Genomic DNA, 16,236 nt, shown 5'->3' with positions numbered 1-16,236 from the left:
GATCATGGCAAACAGAATAGTTGTGGATCCCATCACCCGGATCGAAGGACATTTAAGAATAGAAGCCGAAATAAAAGACGGCAAAATAGTAGATGCCTTTAGTTCCAGTACCATGGTACGCGGACTTGAGAATATCGTTAAAGGCAGGGACCCCAGAGATGTCTGGGCCTTTGTTCAAAGGACCTGTGGTGTATGTACCACTGTGCATGCGATCAGTTCGGTTCGTGCGGTTGAAGATGCTTTAGGAATAGCCGTACCGCCAAATGCAGAAATGGTGCGAAATATTATGGAAGGTGCATTATACATGCATGATCATGCGGTTCATTTTTATCATCTGCACGCACTTGACTGGGTGGATGTAGTCAATGCCTTAAGCGCCGATCCTAATGAAACTTCTAAAATTGCCCAAAGCATTTCCAATTGGCCTAAAAGTTCACCAGGATATTTCAGTGATATCCAAAAACGAATTCAAAAATTTGTTGATAGTGGTCAGCTGGGTATTTTTGCCAACGGGTATTGGGGGCATCCTCAAATGAAATTACCTGCTGCCGTAAATCTTTTAGGAGTAGCACATTATCTGGAAGCATTGGAATGGCAAAAAGAAATTGTTAAAGTGCATACCATCCTTGGAGGTAAAAACCCTCATCCTAATTATTTGGTTGGTGGAATGGCTTGCGCCATTAATGAAAACAGCACAGGTGGTTTGAACGCAGAACGACTTGCACATGTGGGGAAATTACTAAAAGAAGGAAAGAATTTTATTGAACAAGTTTATATCCCAGATCTATTGGCTATCGCTTCTTTTTACAAAGACTGGGGCGGCATTGGTAAAGGAGTTGGAAATTACATGTCATACGGAGACTTCCCGGTAAACGGTTACGGGGATCCGTCAAATTTTAAATTTCCGCAGGGTGTGATTCTCAACAGAGACCTTTCGAAAGTGCACGATGTGGATCATCGAAATGGAGATATTGAGGAATTTGTCAATAATTCATGGTATGATAATTACAAGGAGGGTGCAGAAACCGGAAGACATCCATGGGAAGGAGAAACCAATATTAATTATTCTGGCCCACAACCGCCGTATGAGCATCTGGATGTAGAGCAAAAGTACAGCTTTGTAAAAACCCCGCGTTGGAAAGGCCAAGCTATGGAAGTAGGTCCTTTGGCCAGGTTGCTGGTAGGCTATGGAAGAGGTAATAAGGAAATTCAGGATGCAGTCAATGGGGCTTTAAAACATTTAGATGTTCCTGTAGAGGCACTATTTTCCACTTTGGGAAGAACAGCTGCAAGAGGTATCGAATCTCAACTGGTGGCGAACTGGACCATGGAATTTTATGACCAATTATTGCTGAATATTAAAAATGGAGATACACGCATGGCCAATATGGAAATGTGGGATCCTGCAAAATGGCCCGCTGAGGCAAAAGGAGTCGGCTTTACTGAGGCTCCAAGAGGAGGTTTGGCACATTGGATCAAGATAAAAGATGGAAAAACGGAGAATTACCAGCAGGTGGTACCAACAACATGGAATGCTTCACCAAGAGATCCGAAAGGGCAGCGTTCTCCCTATGAATCAGCGCTCCTGGGTACACCTGTTGCAGACCCGAACCTTCCTTTAGAGATCATTCGCACGGTTCATTCATTTGACCCTTGTCTGGCATGTGCAGTTCATTTGTATGACGAACATGGCAATCACATCTCAAGAGTGACGAATGTAGGTAGTTGTGACGTATAATTTTAAGATGAAGAATGATGGACACTATTTTGAACAAAACAAACGACTTTAAACGAGTTAGGGTTTGGGAGCTTCCTGTTAGAATTTTTCATTGGTTGAATGCCCTTTGTATAACTGTGCTGGCAATAACAGGTTTTATTATTGCTGACCCGCCAGCCTTAATGTCAACCGCTGAAGCTATAGATTCCTATTGGTTTGGAACGGTAAGAGTGATTCATTTTATTACGGCATACATATTTTTTTTAAATGCCATTGCCAGAATTTACTGGGCATTTAGGGGGAATTACTATTCTTCATGGAGGGCCTTTATTCCCTTAAAAAGAAAACAATGGGAGAATATCAAACACGTGCTAAAGATTGATGTACTATTGCAAAATGAGGAAAAAGAGGTACTTAAGAATATTAGTGTAGGGCATAATTATTTAGCCTCACTTTCTTATGTCATGCTCTTCCTTTTGGTATTGGTGCAAATATTTACGGGATTTGGGCTTTATGCACCAACTTCAGGTTGGTGGTTACCCAAATTATTTGCCTGGGTACCGACTTTTCTGGGTGATGAAATGACGACACGTTTTGTGCATCATTCAGCCACCTGGTTGTTTATCATTTTTACACTGATACATGTATATCTGGTTTTTTACCATGACTGGCTCGAGGGCAGGGGAGAATCTTCTGCCATGATCAGTGGTTATAAATTTGTGAGAAAAGAGCGTTTAGAAAGTGGTGATCATATTTAAAAACGCATAAGTTAATATGTTCATCCAAATTTAGTTGTATTAAATTGTTTTTTAGGCTTGCCACAGCGTTTAGGGCCAGATTCCTGTATGAGCACAGTATCAAGGCAAACGATATGGCAAGCCTAATGATTTAAAAAGGATAAAATGAAAGATAAAAATAGAACTCCTGTAGCCATAAGCAGTGACGCTTATTTTTTTGAAAAGGACAAATCCGAAAGCATACTTGTTCTGGGAATAGGAAATTACCTGATGGGTGATGAAGGGGTTGGGGTCCAGCTGATACAGAGAATGGATACCTTGGAACTTCCAACCTATATGGATATCCTCGATGGCGGCACCGGAGGGTTTTTACTGTTGAGTTGCATTGAAGCATACGGACATATTATCTTTGTTGATGCAACCATGGATGGCAAGAAAGCAGGGAGTATCTCATTGATCAAGCCTAAATATGCCTCTGATTTCCCCTCCGCTTTGAGCGTACATGACGTGGGTTTAAAAGACATGGTAGAAGCCGTTTATTTGATGGAGAAACGACCTGAAATCAGATTATTAACCATTTCAATAAAGGAAATGAAGCCCATGACGTTGGACCTTTCCGATCCTGTCGCCGAATCGATTCCAAAGGCGGTTGATCTTATTCTTCAAATAGCTAAAGAAATACATACTAAAAATTGTAATTTAGTATAGCCGTATTCTTTACAGAAGATTCCACATGCCAGATACGTATAAGATATTGTTTAATGGACAGGTTCAAGGGGTAGGATTTCGTCCGCATGTTAGTAAGCTGGCAAGAAAAATGAACATTACAGGAACGGTGTCCAACAATGAAGAGGGAGTCATTCTAATGGCCTCGGGAGTAGCTGATAAGGTCCTTGAATTTTATCATAAACTTGTCAAAAACCCACCACCGGCAGCACGAATTAATGGCCATGAAATAATGAAAGTTAAAAGCGTTGCATTTGATACTTTTGATATTGTTCCAAGCTCCGCAAAAGGTAAATTGAACCTGGCCCTGACCCCTGATTTTGGAATCTGTCCGTCTTGCAGTGAAGAAATCTCAAACCCGGATAACAGAAGGTATAATTACCCTTTTACAACCTGTGTAAATTGTGGCCCGAGATGGTCACTCACAAATACCTTTCCATTTGAACGGGCTCATACAAGTATGGCCGGTTTTTTGATGTGCCCGGCATGTCAATCTGAATATGAGGATCCAAAAGACAGAAGATTCCATTCTCAGACCAATAGTTGCCCAAATTGCGGTGTGCAACTGGAGTTGACCGATAATAAAGGAGCCGTGATAAACCTCGACACGGATCTCTTGTTTGAGGAACTAAGCGATTTGATATCCATAGGCAAAATTATTGCCATCAAAAATACCGGAGGTTATTTGCTTTGTTGTGATGCAGCAAACCCGGAGGTCATTCAAAGATTGAGACGATTAAAAAGAAGGCCGAAAAAACCCTTTGCCATTTTGTATCCTTCTCTCGATTTGTTAAAGGAACAGCTCGTGGTTAATGACTTGCAAAGTCAAGAATTAATGAGTACCGAGAGACCCATAGTCATACTTTCAAGTAAGGGTTTAAAAAGCGGGCTCGCTGTTGATGATTTGGCTCCCGGCCTCAGTCAGTTAGGTGTTATGTTGCCTTATTCAGGTATTCTTGTGTTATTGTCTAAAGGATTAAAACAGCCCATAGTGGCAACCAGCGGGAACATACATGGCAGCCCTATTATTAGCGGCAAGGAACAGTCAATGGCACTGATTTCAGACGTGGCCGATTATTTTTTACACCACAACCTCAACATTGTAAATGCTCAGGATGATTCCGTTGTAAAATACAGCTTTAAGCATGGTCAGAAAATCACCTTTAGAAGATCAAGAGGATTTGCTCCAAACTACTTTGATCATGTTAAAAAGAATATGGGGAAGATTCTGGCACTGGGAGGTCATTTGAAAAGTACCATTGCATACACTCCAAATGATTATTTATACATTAGTCAATACCTTGGTAATTTGGATCATTTTGAGGTATACAAAAGGTTTACCGAGACAACGACTGTTTTTAGGAGGATTTTTCAAGAAGAACCCCATTGTATCCTGACAGATAAACACCCAGGTTATCTAAGCAGCCAATATGGAGAGGAATTGTCTAAAAATCTCAAGGTTCCGTTGTATAGAATCCAGCACCACAGGGCACATTTTGCCTCGGTTTTGGGAGAAAATAATTTGTTTGCATCGTCAGATGCGATTTTGGGGGTCATCTGGGACGGAACCGGATATGGTGATGATGGTCAAATTTGGGGAGGAGAATTCTTTACGTATCGATCAGGTGAAATGAAAAGGTCAGCTTATTTTGACTACTTTGAATGGCTTGCCGGAGATAAAATGTCGAAAGAACCCCGGCTTTCATTGTTTTCTTTACATAAAGACGAGAAGGCAACGTTTTTCAAGGATAAATTTTCGGCTAAAGAGCTTGCTATCTATGATTCTGTAAAGAGATCCAATATCCTGAAAACGTCTTCGGTAGGAAGGATATTTGATGCTGTGGCGTCTTTGTTAAACTATTGTGACGTAAATTCGTATGAAGGAGAAGGAGCCATTTTGCTGGAGAATGCAGTAAATGATTACGAGCTTAGCCAATTAAAGGTATATGTTCATGCCGGAGAGGATTGTAAAATACATACTCATATTTTATGGGAGAACCTTTACAAGGATTTTAACAATGGAGTTGAAAAGGAGAAAATCATTCTAAATTTTCTGTATACGCTGGCAACCGTGATCACAGAAATGGCTGTACTCAGTGGATCTCAAAAAATTGCAATGAGCGGTGGGGTTTTTCAAAATACTGTATTAATCGATATGCTCAAGGAATTATCTAAAAACAGGTTTGAGCTATTTTTTAACCGTAACTTAGCTCCTAATGATGAAAATATATCCTACGGTCAGTTGATGTATTTTGTTCATTGTATGAGCAAAAAGGGAGTATAAAAAAGATTTTTCCAGTCAAAAAAATGATGTCAATTTATAGAACAGATGAAGTATTTAAGCGAATACAGAAATATTGAAGCTACAAAAGCGGTGCTCGACAACCTTAAAAAAACGGTTTCAAAACCCTGGAACATCATGGAAATCTGTGGAGGTCAAACCCATGGGCTCGTCAGGAATGGAATTTTAGACTTATTACCCGAAAAGATTAGAATGATTCATGGCCCGGGTTGTCCGGTTTGTGTCACGCCCCTTCATCTGATTGACAAGGCCATTGAGCTGTTGGAACAAGGTGTGATTCTGTGTTCCTTTGGGGATATGATCAGGGTTCCGGGCAGCAAACAAAGTCTTTTGGAAGCAAAGGCAAAGGGAGGTGATCTTCGGATTCTGTATTCCCCTCTTGAAGCTGTTAAAATTGCCAAAAATAATCCTGATAAAGAAGTTGTGTTCTTTGCCGTTGGGTTTGAAACGACCGCACCGGCTAACGCACTGTCTGTTCTTCACGCACAAAAGGAAGGGTTAAGCAATTATTCCATATTGGTGTCTCATGTGTTGGTGCCTCCCGCAATGGAAGCGATCTTGGATGATGAATTCAGCAACATAGATGCTTTTTTGGGTGCGGGCCATGTCTGTGCCATCATGGGTTATAATGAATACCACGCCCTGGTCGACAAATATCAAATCCCAATTATTATTACAGGTTTTGAGCCTTTGGATCTTGTTCAAGGTATCCAAATGGCAGTAAATCAATTGGAAGCCGGAATATACAAGGTTGAGAATCAATATGCCAGGGTGGTCAAAGAAGAAGGAAACCTTAATGCGATTAGAATAATTAATCAGGTTTTTGAAGTAGGCGACAGGGAATGGAGGGGTATTGGAATGATTCCCGACAGTGGTTACAAATTGACCAAAGATTTTGCCCTTTATGATGCCGAAAGAAAATTTGGTATAGAGGGGATCAAAGTAAGTGAGCATCCCAATTGCATGGCCGGTGATGTTCTTAAAGGAATAAAGAAACCGGTTGATTGCCCCGAATTCGGGAAAACTTGCTCCCCTGCCAACCCTCTGGGAGCGCCAATGGTTTCTTCTGAAGGTGCCTGCAGCGCCTATTATAATTTTTCAGAACATTCAATAAGATAAAGATATGGATGACAAAGAACGCAAAGAGCTTACCATTAATTTAGGACACGGAAGCGGGGGTATTATGACCAGAGACCTTCTCGACAAGGTTATTTTTTCAACTTTTGACAATCCATTATTGAACAAGAAGCACGATGGTTCTATCGTCAAGTTTGAAACTGAGATCGCGATTTCCACAGATAGTTTTGTGGTATCTCCAATATTTTTTAAAGGCGGAAACATAGGAGAACTGGCTGTCAATGGTACTGTAAATGATGTGGCCATGTGTGGCGCCGTCCCAAAATACCTGTCGCTTGCTTTTATCGTTGAAGAAGGGCTTAAAATGGATGAATTTATCAGGATCGTACATTCGGTAAAACGGGCTGCAGATGAAAGCGGTGTTCAAATCATTACAGGAGACACCAAGGTGGTGGAAAGAGGAAAAGGAGATAAAATATTTATCAATACAACAGGGATTGGAGCAGTACATCCCAGGGCAAAAATAGATGCAGATAACATCAAAGCCGGCGATCGCATTATTATAAATGGAAATATAGCACAACATGGAATGGCCATCATGTCTGAAAGAGAAGGGCTGGAATTTGAGTCTGCCATTAAAAGTGATACGACCAATATCAATCATTTGGTATCAAAATTGCTCGATACCTTTGGTGAAGACATACATCTTTTCAGAGACCCAACCCGGGGGGGCATGGCTAGTGTGCTGTCTGAAATAGCCAGTGATATCGGATTGGGAATTAAGATCTTTGAAAAGGATTTTCCCTTGGAGAAACAGGTTGCAGCCGCCTGCGAAATATTGGGCCTTGATCCTCTTTATGTAGCGAATGAGGGTGTTTTTATCAGTATCGTTGACGAAAAGATAGCCGATGACTTTCTCAGCTTCATGCAAAAGGACCCCAAAGGGGAAAATGCAAAATGTGTGGGCTATATAACGAAGGAGCATCCGCATAAAGTTGTCATGCAAAGTTTTATTGGAGGAACCAGAATGGTAAGCCCTTTAATTGGGGAACAGCTGCCAAGAATTTGTTAAACGCCACAGGATTTTATTGCCCCAGCATCCAATAGACGCCAATAATGATGGCAAAAACACCACCGGTGAGCCGGATACCCCTGTAGAGATTCTGGTTGTGTTCATTCCTGGCAAAACCTGAAACCTTTCCAACGATCAGCGCAAAAGTGGTCATGGCTAACAAGATCCCCAGAATAAAGCCGGCAATATAAATTCCTGCCGAAAAATTGTTTTCAAAGCCCAGAACAGGAAGGAACAATATAAAATGGGCCACTCCGGCAAGACCGTGGAGCACCCCTATCCAGAAAGAAGCTAAAAATCCTTGTTTATCCTGTGGAGGATGAGTATGTTCATGGCCCGTGTTGTGACTGTGTTCATGGGAATGCTTATGGATAATAGCTTGATTTTTACTGTGCACATGAAGATGCTTATGGTGCTGATCTGATTTGAAGATTTTAACAAATGCCCAGATTCCAATAAACACTAAAACAATTCCCACAAGCTGTTCGCTATAATGAGATATTTGTTCAACAGGGATCAATTCCTTAAAGAGGAGGAACAACATTCCTATGATCAACATGCCAAAAATATGACCGATCCCCCAGAAAAGGCCAATCTTCCATGCCTTTCGTTTGGATTCAATCACAAAAGGCAGCACGGCAGCCACATGGTCGGGCCCCATGATTACATGAAGCATTGAAGCGATCAAACCGGCAAAAAAAGGAAAAGTCATAAGGAACATCAGGCTTGAATTCAAGAATTATTTACGATTCGAGGGAGATTTTATACGATCAAATTTACATATAAAATATGAAGAAAACACCTCTCATTAAGCATGAAAATAAAAGATTTGCACCAAATCATAAGTGATGGATGAGATGTAATTTTTTAGTACAATTCTTGGCATTGTGAAAATGGATAGACTACTGCCGGGAATCAGTCAGTCACAGGGCGAAAAACTCAAAAGAATTCGGTCCAGTACTCGATTAAGGTATAGCTAAAGATCACCAGGAAAATAAGGCTGGTAAACAATTTCATGGTTGTAGAAGCAAGAAACCCTGCGAATGAGCCTAAAGCCGATTTAAAAGCTCTTTTCAGGTCTTTTGGGTCATGAATGAGTTCACCTATAAGCGCACCGGCAAAGGCACCGATAACAAACCCAAGAGGAATGGGAAGCACAAGTCCGATAATCAGCCCTATAGTAGCTCCTGTCGCTCCTTTTTTTGAACCACCAAATTTTCTGGCTCCAAGCCCGGGAATCAGATAGTCAAGAATAAAAATAGCCACGGCTACAAAAAGTGTGATCCCCAATAAATAGTAGTTTATGGGTATAGTGCTGGTCAAAAAGAGCAGCAGCAGCCCTAACCAACCTGTAATAGGGCCGGGTAAAACAGGAAGTACTGATCCAACTATCCCAAGGATCACCAGTATAAATCCAAGAAGTACTAAAAACAAATCCATAAGCGAATGTAAGAGAAAGATGTGAATAATGAATAGACACACTCAATTTTGTAGCCAAGAATACAGATCTCCCAAAAGTTTTTTAATAAGCTGAATACCATTTTCCGGATAGTTTTTTATAAGTTGGGATAGAAAATTTCTTGAAATTACTGCCTGTTTTTAACGGATAGGTCATAGTATTAACAATTCGTTTAAGTTTTGTACAATACAGAGTGATTTTCAAAAATATTTGTACATTCACGTAGTATAAGCGAATACAATGTTTTTTAGGCGGGTTATCCTCATATCTATTATAGTGGTTACGTATTCCTGTGATTTTATATCACCTAAAAAGACGACTCTAAGAAACGCTGAACTTCTTGACACCCTTATTGATTATAATGAAGTAGATGTATACCCTCTGTTTTTGGATTGTAATAATTGCGACAGCAGTGAAAAGCAAAATCTTTGTTTTGAAATGGAACTTCTCAGGCGCTTGCAATCTTATGCCAAAAAAAGCCACCTGGGTTCATCGGTCCGGGTTAGCGACACCGTTATGGTCGATATACTTGTAAATACTGAAGGTAAAATATCGATCGTTGACATTCATCAAAATCCTGAAACGCAACGTCAGATCCCTGAGCTTGACAGTTTGTTGTTCAAGAGCATTGCATCACTTCCGGCAACGGTTCAGCCATCTTTAAAAAGGGGAATTCCCGTAAATTCCATGTTTAAATTACCCATAGTAATTTCCCCAAAGGAATAGAAGTCTTATCGTAAAACCCTTTCTTTCCAGGTATATGCTTTTTTGAAGGATAAGCTCACAATTAAAATAGTATAAAAGGGGTAAAGCAAGCTGGAAATGAAATATGATTTCATCACGTCCTGCTGTTCAAAAAATTGAGAGGTCCGGTGCAGAAAGATAAAATCTATGTTGAATTTAACTAAATAGAGAAGGCCCACATGTGCCCAGGACATCTGGCCGAGAACCCCCAGGATAATTGTCACTATGACAAGTAGATTGGTCACAAAAACCAATAACCCCACGAGTTTGGCGAAAACAGAATCAAAGCCAGTGATCTTGGCTGCCCACCTTACCCTTTGACGAAGCAGTCCTCGCAGAGAATCTTTGGATGAAGTCAGGACAATGGCTGCCTTTGATTTGAGAAATTTAATTTTGCCAGGAAATGCCCGGTTCATTTTTTCAAGGAGAAACACATCGTCCCCGCTTGCCAGATGCTCATTGCCGCGAAAACCATTCACTTTTGTAAAACTTTCTTTTTGATAGCAAAGATTCGCCCCATTGCACAAAAAAGGTTGGCCCAGGCCCTTATCATTCATGCCAAAACTACCCATTGTAATCCCCTGAAGACTTAAAAAATCGAGGGCCTGGAAATTGTGTAAAAAACCCGGTCCGGGTGCATAGGCAACGGGAGCAACAACCATATGAACAGGTTCTTGCCGAATCATTAAATCAAAGGTTTTTAACCAGGATTGAGGAACTATACAATCAGCGTCAGTTGTTAAAATCCATGGGTGTGAAGCTAATGCCACCCCATAGTTAATAGCTTCTTTTTTGGGTGAGTTGCTCTGTTTTATAAGGTCGGCCTGTATGATTTTCAGCTTTGGATGTTCTTCCCTGAAGGTACTTACAATAGAAACCGATTCATCTGAAGAATCATCATTGATCAAAATAAGCTCGAATTTATGAGCAGGATAATCAAGTTCGGTTATACTTTGCAGTAGTGCTGGTAAATTTAAAGCTTCGTTTCTAAAGGGAACCAGTATAGAAAAACTGGCTTCAGGATCTTTATTGTCATTTACAGGGCTTTTCAGACGTTCAATACCCCTGTAAAAATACAGGATCAGCATGGCATAAGACACGAAAATTAACAGGGAGGCGAATATCATTTTAGAATTTTGCTTTCACTTAATACCAAAGAATCAGTCTTAAAAGTCAATACATAAAAACTTCCGATAGCAGCAGGAAGCGCAAAATTGAGAATCCACATGGTGGCCGTTATGCTAAGCACGATCATCTCATCAACACCGAATAAGCTAAACAGGCTTACTGCAACAGATCCTTTTACGAGCCAGTCGAAGAGCACGAATCCAGGTATCACAGACGAAATTAAATACATGGAAAAAATAACAGGCATTGCGATGTTGTATTCAAGATCAATTCCAAAGAAAACAAGAATCAGGTAGAACTGATGTGAAAAGACCAGATACCTGAGGATCGAATATAAAAAAGTTCTTTTAAGAACCGGGACAGGGATTTTCAAAAGATCTTTGAACGCATTGCGGATTCGAGCCAGCCATTTTTTTTGAAAAAAGACGATCAGCAAAACAAGAAGGACCAAAACAATTACGATTCCAAAGAATGGGGAGGAATCAATTATTTTATAAGAAAATTCATTTTTGAGAATAAACAACCCGAAGAGCCCAAAAAATGTAGTGACAAGCATTTGACTTATGTTGCCTACAAAGTTAAGCATCATGATTTTTGGTCGTTGAGGTTTGGAAAAATATAAGGCCTTGGCTCCATATTCGCCTATCCTGTTGGGTGTAATCAGTGAAGCAGTCAGGGAAGTTAAGCTTTGCCTGGCGGCTTCGAAGAAGGATATTTCGGTAGATGAGAATACCAGAGATTGCCATTTTAATATCTCAAATAACCAGTTAATCAAAGTGAAGAAAAGCAACAACAAAATGAGTAAAAGTCCCATATAGCCCTTTGATTCAATCTCTTCAAGCCACAAAAAACGATTAAAACTGATGTCATTGAGCAGCCTATCCGAAATCATATAATAAGCACCGGCAATGATCAGTATTTTAGTTAAAAACACTAAACTCGAAAAGTATTTTTGCAAGTTATTGTACATTTACGCAAAGAAACAAAATATCATTCTGATATTAACCTTCAACAATCAAAAGAATTAAAAATTGCCAAAAGAGAAAATCATATTGGGAATTGATCCCGGGACCACAGTCATGGGTTATGGACTGATCAAGGTTGTCAATAACAAAATGTACTTTATGCAACTCAATGAACTCATGTTAAAAAAGTACAGCGATCATTATACAAAACTCAAATTGATCTTTGAAAGAACGATAGAGTTAATCGACACCTATCATCCCGATGAAATAGCCATTGAGGCACCATTTTTTGGTAAAAATGTTCAGTCTATGTTAAAATTGGGACGTGCTCAGGGGGTAGCTATGGCGGCCGGTTTGTCGAGGGAAGTTTCCATAACCGAATATTCTCCAAAAAAGATAAAAATGGCGATAACCGGAAATGGAAATGCTTCTAAAGAACAGGTGGCTAAAATGTTACAAAGTGTCCTTGGGTTGAAGGAGATCCCAAAAAATCTTGACGCTACTGATGGTCTTGCTGCTGCTGTTTGTCATTTTTATAATGAAGGCAAGGAGCAATCTGATAAAGGTTATTCAGGATGGGGCTCGTTTGTGAAACAAAATGAGAAAAGGATTGGGTAAATTGGCGGAGGCAACCATTTTGATTGATTTCTTCATGTGATTACTTAGAATAGAGTTGCCCTAAAAAAGTTTTTTTTTCTATATTTGAGTATGTTAAAGTCCCCTTCGTCATTAGCAACACATTCAGGCCTGAGCATTAGATATAATCAATTTATTCGTTATGTAAGGATTGGGGCTTTTTTACATATCATGGGCTTATTTGGAATTGCCCTGTTTTATTATAACATTGCAACTTAATCGCTCTTTTTATAAACGCATTTTTTTAATTTTTATTCATGAAATTATATATTTGTTTACTTGAATAAGATAATTTTACCCATACAGCCTAGCCCAATCATTTCCTATTTAAGGGTGGGTAGGTTATTGTATGCTTCACTGATACTATTTATAATAGAATCATGGATCTATGGTGTGCAGCTCATGAAATCAATTAGTTCTGGATCAGTGTTTTGGATTATGTTTTGGACCTTATTTTTTCTGTTTTCGTTTGTTCATATATATTTGGTTATCATGGATGGCTGGTCACGTTACCAGAATTATAAACGTATAAAGGATCAATTTTTTATCCATGGTTTTAATAAGAAAATTTCACTCATTTATATAGGTTCCAAATGTCAGCGTATGGCTGCAGAAACAGCTGCAGAAGAATTGGGGATAAAGGATCAGGTGCGACAATGTTATCGTGATTTTGGTGTAAAATGGTACCATTACCTGCCTTATTTTATGGTAAAGGAGCCCTTATTTCTGTTCAAAAAAATGTTTTGGTCCCGTACTTTTCTGGAAGAATTCTACAAACCTAAATTTGATTACCGGGCTATCGTCAAATCGCAAATAGCATGATTTACTGCGAACGAGTGCATAAAAAGTATGGTAAAGTAAGAGCCCTTAATAGCACTAGCATTTCCTGCGGAAAGGGAGAAATTTTAGGTTTGGTTGGTGCCAATGGAGCTGGTAAAACTACCTTGTTCAAAATTTTACTCGGATTAGTAACTGCTGATCATGGTAAAGTTGAAATATCTGGCGACGGCGCAAAAAAGATTGGAGGGATTATCGAAAAGCCAGCACTTTATCCTTACTTAAATGCACATGAAAACTTGCGATTATTTGCAAAAATGCAAGGGGCAGACTTCTCAAAAATCGCTATAGAAGCTTCCCTAGAACAAGTTGGTTTACCTTTAAATAGAACAGACCCGGTTCGTAATTTTTCTATGGGAATGAAACAACGCTTGGGTATTGCTGTTGCCCTTCTTAATAATCCTTCTTGTTTGTTGTTGGATGAGCCTTTTTCAGGTTTAGATCCTCTGGGTATAGAAGCCTTAAAACAGCTCATTTTTGACCTTAAACAGCAAACTCAAATGTCTATATTAATCTCTTCTCATATCATTGATGTTTTAAGTACGGTTTGTACGAAGTTATCAATAATTCATAATGGAGAAATTATTCAAACCGGCGAGACGAGCACAATCCTTTCTGCCTGTACTAAAAGTTATACCTTATGTGGAAGCGATATTAAAAAAGCATCTTTTTTAAGTGACTATGATACGGTTTCGAATGGAGATTGCATGACTATTTCGGCATCGGCTACCGAAATCTCTGAAATCATATTTAAATTATCACAGCAGCAAATAGCAATCACTTCTTGTAGGCCTGTACTTGACTTGCAACAACTATTTAATACGAAGGAGAAATGATGCGACTACTTTATATTGAAACCTATAAATTGTTTCGTCAAAGCCGCACCTATTATGCAATTTTGGCCCTCTTTTTTATTGAAGCGGTTGTACTGTTAAGTGCTTATTATCAAGGTACAGGAATTATTGATATTGTGTTGGCCAATTTGAAGGATACATTCTACTTTCAAGGCAAGCTGCTTAACGGGAACTTGATCATATACTTTATACTCAACTCCTTTTGGTTTCATGTACCCTTACTCTGCATGATAATTATATCTGGCATGCTAACAACCGAATATCAAGAAAAAACTTTACAAACGGTGCTTATGCAACCTGTTGTGAAGTGGAAATATCTATTTGCGAAATATATCGTTGCCAGTTTATTTACCATTTTTTTAGTGCTACTATTGGCCTTAACATCCTTTATATTGTCGTACGGAATTTTTGGAAAAGGAGACTTAGTGGTCTATACCAACGGACTCACTTTTTTTGAACACGATGATGCCTTCTACAGGTTGGTGTATGCTTTTTTATTCGGAACCCTTTCTTTGGTATTCTTTTCTGTGGTAAGTTTAACCCTTGCCGTGTTGCTGAAAGAAAGTTTTAAAACTTGGATTGTGGCTGCGTTGTTTTTGATCGTTTCTACATTATTATTGAAAATAGACTTAGGTAATGATGTATTGAACCAGATAGCCTTTTTTAAATTGAACAATACCTGGCAATATTTTTTTAACCATGACATTGAATGGGATACGATTATAATCAATTCGGTCTTAATGGGTCTTTATATTTTAGTGACGATGCTTGTGGGGCTATTTTTATTTCAGAAAAAAGACATTGGATGAAACTACATGGAATACTTTTACTGTTTTTATATGCTGTTAATGGCTTTTCTCAAACAGCTGAAGAACAGGTGCTTTTCGTTAAATCTAGACTGGATAGTATTGAAACCTTTCAAGCAGATATAAAGTTACATGTGGATATTTCATTCATTAAAATGCCAGATAAGGAAGCACTGGCAGTTTTTAAAAAGGGTGAAGATTTGGCCATCAATTCTGAAGATTTTGTGCTAATTCCCAAACGCGGATTAGACTTGTCGTTTAGTGAGCTGTTTGAGTATCCATTTATGGTAGTAGACAGAGGTGAAGTAGAAGGACAGTCAACATCGCTATTGGCAATTTCTATTTTACCATCAGATAATAAGGCAGATTTTAGTGTGGCCAATTTGCATATAGATACCCAGAAGCAACGCATCACTTGGGCCGAAATCAACACTAAAAAAGACGGTGCTTATACACTGAGGCTCACATACCCAGATAGCCAGGCTATACTTCCAACCAAATTGGACGTTTCATTTGAAATGGACCGCATCAGGATTCCACTTAATTTTGCGGGCAGCGATGTCTCTATTGACCGCAAAGAGATTCGGGAAGCCGATCAGAAAACAGGAAAAATTAGACTTGCATTAGAATATAGAAGTATTGAAAAAACCCAATAACCTGAGCTTATTCATGCGTTTAAATGGTGTTTTTAATCGTGCGAAATGTTATTTTTTAACACTTCCAAAAGGTATAACGAATATCTAGACAGCAAAATTTCAAGTGGGCGTTTGGGTCAACAATCTCTTCTTCTTCTTCTTCTTCTTCAGCCGAAAATATTAGAGACAGTGTTTTAATAGCACCCACATTGTTAAAAATAGATTGAAATTGATTGCATGATTCATTGATCCAATGTATACTTACCGCACCTAAACGCACTCGAGGTTCATTTTTGTAGGCGTCATAAAAAAGTGAAAATCTGGTTTTTGAATTTGTAAGTGTATTGTTGTCAAAGCTTCCTTTAAAATTTATAGGTAGCGAGCAAGCGACAAATCCATTTCGGGACAAGGAGGAGCAGGTAAAGGGAAAATTACCCTGACCTACACCTACCTGAACAAGTAATTTTTTTAAAGTATTGTTGACTTCGGTCTAAACGTTCAATAAATCATAGATACTCCCACTTACTTTGTATCTTGCGTT

16 protein-coding genes are annotated in these 16,236 nt (G+C 39.1%); 12 read left to right on the top strand and 4 right to left on the bottom strand.

All coding sequences use genetic code 11. The features are described 5' to 3' along the window. Positions 1-4: 4 nt before the first annotated feature. The 6 genes from AABB81_RS10370 to hypE all read left to right on the top strand — a co-directional run bounded on the left by AABB81_RS10370 (position 5) and on the right by hypE (position 7,631). On the top strand, positions 5-1,738 hold the full coding sequence (locus AABB81_RS10370; protein WP_342160398.1) for a nickel-dependent hydrogenase large subunit: 1,734 nt from the start codon (positions 5-7) through the stop codon (positions 1,736-1,738). A gap of 14 nt (positions 1,739-1,752) precedes the next feature. Beyond that, positions 1,753-2,475 carry a Ni/Fe-hydrogenase, b-type cytochrome subunit gene (cybH, locus tag AABB81_RS10365; RefSeq protein ID WP_342160396.1) on the top strand — a complete coding sequence of 241 codons (723 nt, stop codon included), beginning with the start codon at positions 1,753-1,755 and terminating at the stop codon, positions 2,473-2,475. 144 nt (positions 2,476-2,619) lie between these two features. Continuing rightward, complete coding sequence (locus tag AABB81_RS10360; protein WP_342160395.1) at positions 2,620-3,162, top strand: hydrogenase maturation protease; 543 nt, start codon at positions 2,620-2,622, stop codon at positions 3,160-3,162. 25 nt (positions 3,163-3,187) lie between these two features. Next, entirely contained in the window at positions 3,188-5,464 is a 2,277-nt protein-coding gene (gene hypF, locus AABB81_RS10355) for a carbamoyltransferase HypF (protein ID WP_342160394.1), read from the top strand. A gap of 45 nt (positions 5,465-5,509) precedes the next feature. Beyond that, on the top strand, positions 5,510-6,601 hold the full coding sequence (gene hypD / locus AABB81_RS10350) for a hydrogenase formation protein HypD (RefSeq protein ID WP_342160393.1): 1,092 nt from the start codon (positions 5,510-5,512) through the stop codon (positions 6,599-6,601). Positions 6,602-6,605: 4 nt separating this feature from the next. Beyond that, positions 6,606-7,631, top strand: coding sequence for a hydrogenase expression/formation protein HypE (hypE, locus tag AABB81_RS10345; RefSeq protein ID WP_342160392.1), 1,026 nt, complete (start codon positions 6,606-6,608; stop codon positions 7,629-7,631). Positions 7,632-7,644: 13 nt separating this feature from the next. On the opposite strand, the gene AABB81_RS10340 is transcribed toward hypE, so the two are convergent. Both AABB81_RS10340 and AABB81_RS10335 read right to left on the bottom strand, forming a co-directional pair. Next, positions 7,645-8,352, bottom strand: a complete 708-nt coding sequence (locus tag AABB81_RS10340) for an urease accessory protein UreH domain-containing protein (RefSeq protein ID WP_342160391.1) — start codon at positions 8,350-8,352, stop codon at positions 7,645-7,647. 218 nt (positions 8,353-8,570) lie between these two features. Then, a complete protein-coding gene (locus tag AABB81_RS10335; protein ID WP_342160389.1) occupies positions 8,571-9,071 on the bottom strand; it encodes a DUF456 domain-containing protein in 501 nt (166 codons plus the stop codon). 259 nt (positions 9,072-9,330) lie between these two features. Here AABB81_RS10335 and AABB81_RS10330 point away from each other — a divergent pair, with 259 nt between their 5' ends. Then, positions 9,331-9,816 (top strand): hypothetical protein, encoded by a 486-nt coding sequence (locus AABB81_RS10330; RefSeq protein ID WP_342160388.1) that lies wholly within the window; start codon positions 9,331-9,333, stop codon positions 9,814-9,816. 5 nt (positions 9,817-9,821) lie between these two features. Here AABB81_RS10330 and AABB81_RS10325 read toward each other — a convergent pair whose 3' ends face one another. Next, positions 9,822-10,961 (bottom strand): glycosyltransferase family 2 protein, encoded by a 1,140-nt coding sequence (locus AABB81_RS10325; protein ID WP_342160387.1) that lies wholly within the window; start codon positions 10,959-10,961, stop codon positions 9,822-9,824. After that, complete coding sequence (locus AABB81_RS10320; RefSeq protein ID WP_342160385.1) at positions 10,958-11,920, bottom strand: lysylphosphatidylglycerol synthase domain-containing protein; 963 nt, start codon at positions 11,918-11,920, stop codon at positions 10,958-10,960. Before AABB81_RS10320 ends, AABB81_RS10325 begins: the two co-directional genes overlap by 4 nt. Positions 11,921-11,993: 73 nt before the next feature. Between AABB81_RS10320 and ruvC the strand changes: the two genes are divergently transcribed. The 5 genes from ruvC to AABB81_RS10295 all read left to right on the top strand — a co-directional run bounded on the left by ruvC (position 11,994) and on the right by AABB81_RS10295 (position 15,716). Beyond that, on the top strand, positions 11,994-12,545 hold the full coding sequence (ruvC, locus tag AABB81_RS10315; protein WP_342160383.1) for a crossover junction endodeoxyribonuclease RuvC: 552 nt from the start codon (positions 11,994-11,996) through the stop codon (positions 12,543-12,545). Between the two features lie 297 nt (positions 12,546-12,842). Beyond that, positions 12,843-13,385: a hypothetical protein gene (locus AABB81_RS10310; protein ID WP_342160382.1), complete on the top strand. Its 543-nt coding sequence runs from the start codon at positions 12,843-12,845 to the stop codon at positions 13,383-13,385. Next, positions 13,382-14,236: an ABC transporter ATP-binding protein gene (locus AABB81_RS10305; RefSeq protein ID WP_342160381.1), complete on the top strand. Its 855-nt coding sequence runs from the start codon at positions 13,382-13,384 to the stop codon at positions 14,234-14,236. The genes AABB81_RS10310 and AABB81_RS10305 overlap by 4 nt, the downstream gene beginning before the upstream one ends. After that, complete coding sequence (locus tag AABB81_RS10300; RefSeq protein WP_342160380.1) at positions 14,233-15,063, top strand: ABC transporter permease; 831 nt, start codon at positions 14,233-14,235, stop codon at positions 15,061-15,063. The genes AABB81_RS10305 and AABB81_RS10300 overlap by 4 nt, the downstream gene beginning before the upstream one ends. Then, complete coding sequence (locus AABB81_RS10295) at positions 15,060-15,716, top strand: hypothetical protein (RefSeq protein ID WP_342160379.1); 657 nt, start codon at positions 15,060-15,062, stop codon at positions 15,714-15,716. The genes AABB81_RS10300 and AABB81_RS10295 overlap by 4 nt, the downstream gene beginning before the upstream one ends. Positions 15,717-16,236: the final 520 nt, after the last annotated feature.

Origin of the sequence: Lutimonas vermicola (assembly GCF_038433205.1) — a bacterium.
GTDB classification, from domain to species: domain Bacteria; phylum Bacteroidota; class Bacteroidia; order Flavobacteriales; family Flavobacteriaceae; genus Lutimonas; species Lutimonas vermicola.
Note: the sequence above shows the minus strand (reverse complement) of the source record. Positions and strands in the feature narration are given on the sequence as shown.

Bases quoted from the DNA above. Each gene is read 5' to 3' on its own strand.
- AABB81_RS10370 (WP_342160398.1), top strand. From the start codon at position 5: ATGGCAAACAGAATAGTTGTGGATCCCATCACCCGGATCGAAGGACAT.
- cybH (WP_342160396.1), top strand. From the start codon at position 1,753: ATGATGGACACTATTTTGAACAAAACAAACGACTTTAAACGAGTTAGG.
- AABB81_RS10360 (WP_342160395.1), top strand. From the start codon at position 2,620: ATGAAAGATAAAAATAGAACTCCTGTAGCCATAAGCAGTGACGCTTAT.
- hypF (WP_342160394.1), top strand. From the start codon at position 3,188: ATGCCAGATACGTATAAGATATTGTTTAATGGACAGGTTCAAGGGGTA.
- hypD (WP_342160393.1), top strand. From the start codon at position 5,510: ATGAAGTATTTAAGCGAATACAGAAATATTGAAGCTACAAAAGCGGTG.
- hypE (WP_342160392.1), top strand. From the start codon at position 6,606: ATGGATGACAAAGAACGCAAAGAGCTTACCATTAATTTAGGACACGGA.
- AABB81_RS10340 (WP_342160391.1), bottom strand. From the start codon at position 8,352: ATGTTCCTTATGACTTTTCCTTTTTTTGCCGGTTTGATCGCTTCAATG.
- AABB81_RS10335 (WP_342160389.1), bottom strand. From the start codon at position 9,071: ATGGATTTGTTTTTAGTACTTCTTGGATTTATACTGGTGATCCTTGGG.
- AABB81_RS10330 (WP_342160388.1), top strand. From the start codon at position 9,331: ATGTTTTTTAGGCGGGTTATCCTCATATCTATTATAGTGGTTACGTAT.
- AABB81_RS10325 (WP_342160387.1), bottom strand. From the start codon at position 10,961: ATGATATTCGCCTCCCTGTTAATTTTCGTGTCTTATGCCATGCTGATC.
- AABB81_RS10305 (WP_342160381.1), top strand. From the start codon at position 13,382: ATGATTTACTGCGAACGAGTGCATAAAAAGTATGGTAAAGTAAGAGCC.
- AABB81_RS10300 (WP_342160380.1), top strand. From the start codon at position 14,233: ATGATGCGACTACTTTATATTGAAACCTATAAATTGTTTCGTCAAAGC.
- AABB81_RS10295 (WP_342160379.1), top strand. From the start codon at position 15,060: ATGAAACTACATGGAATACTTTTACTGTTTTTATATGCTGTTAATGGC.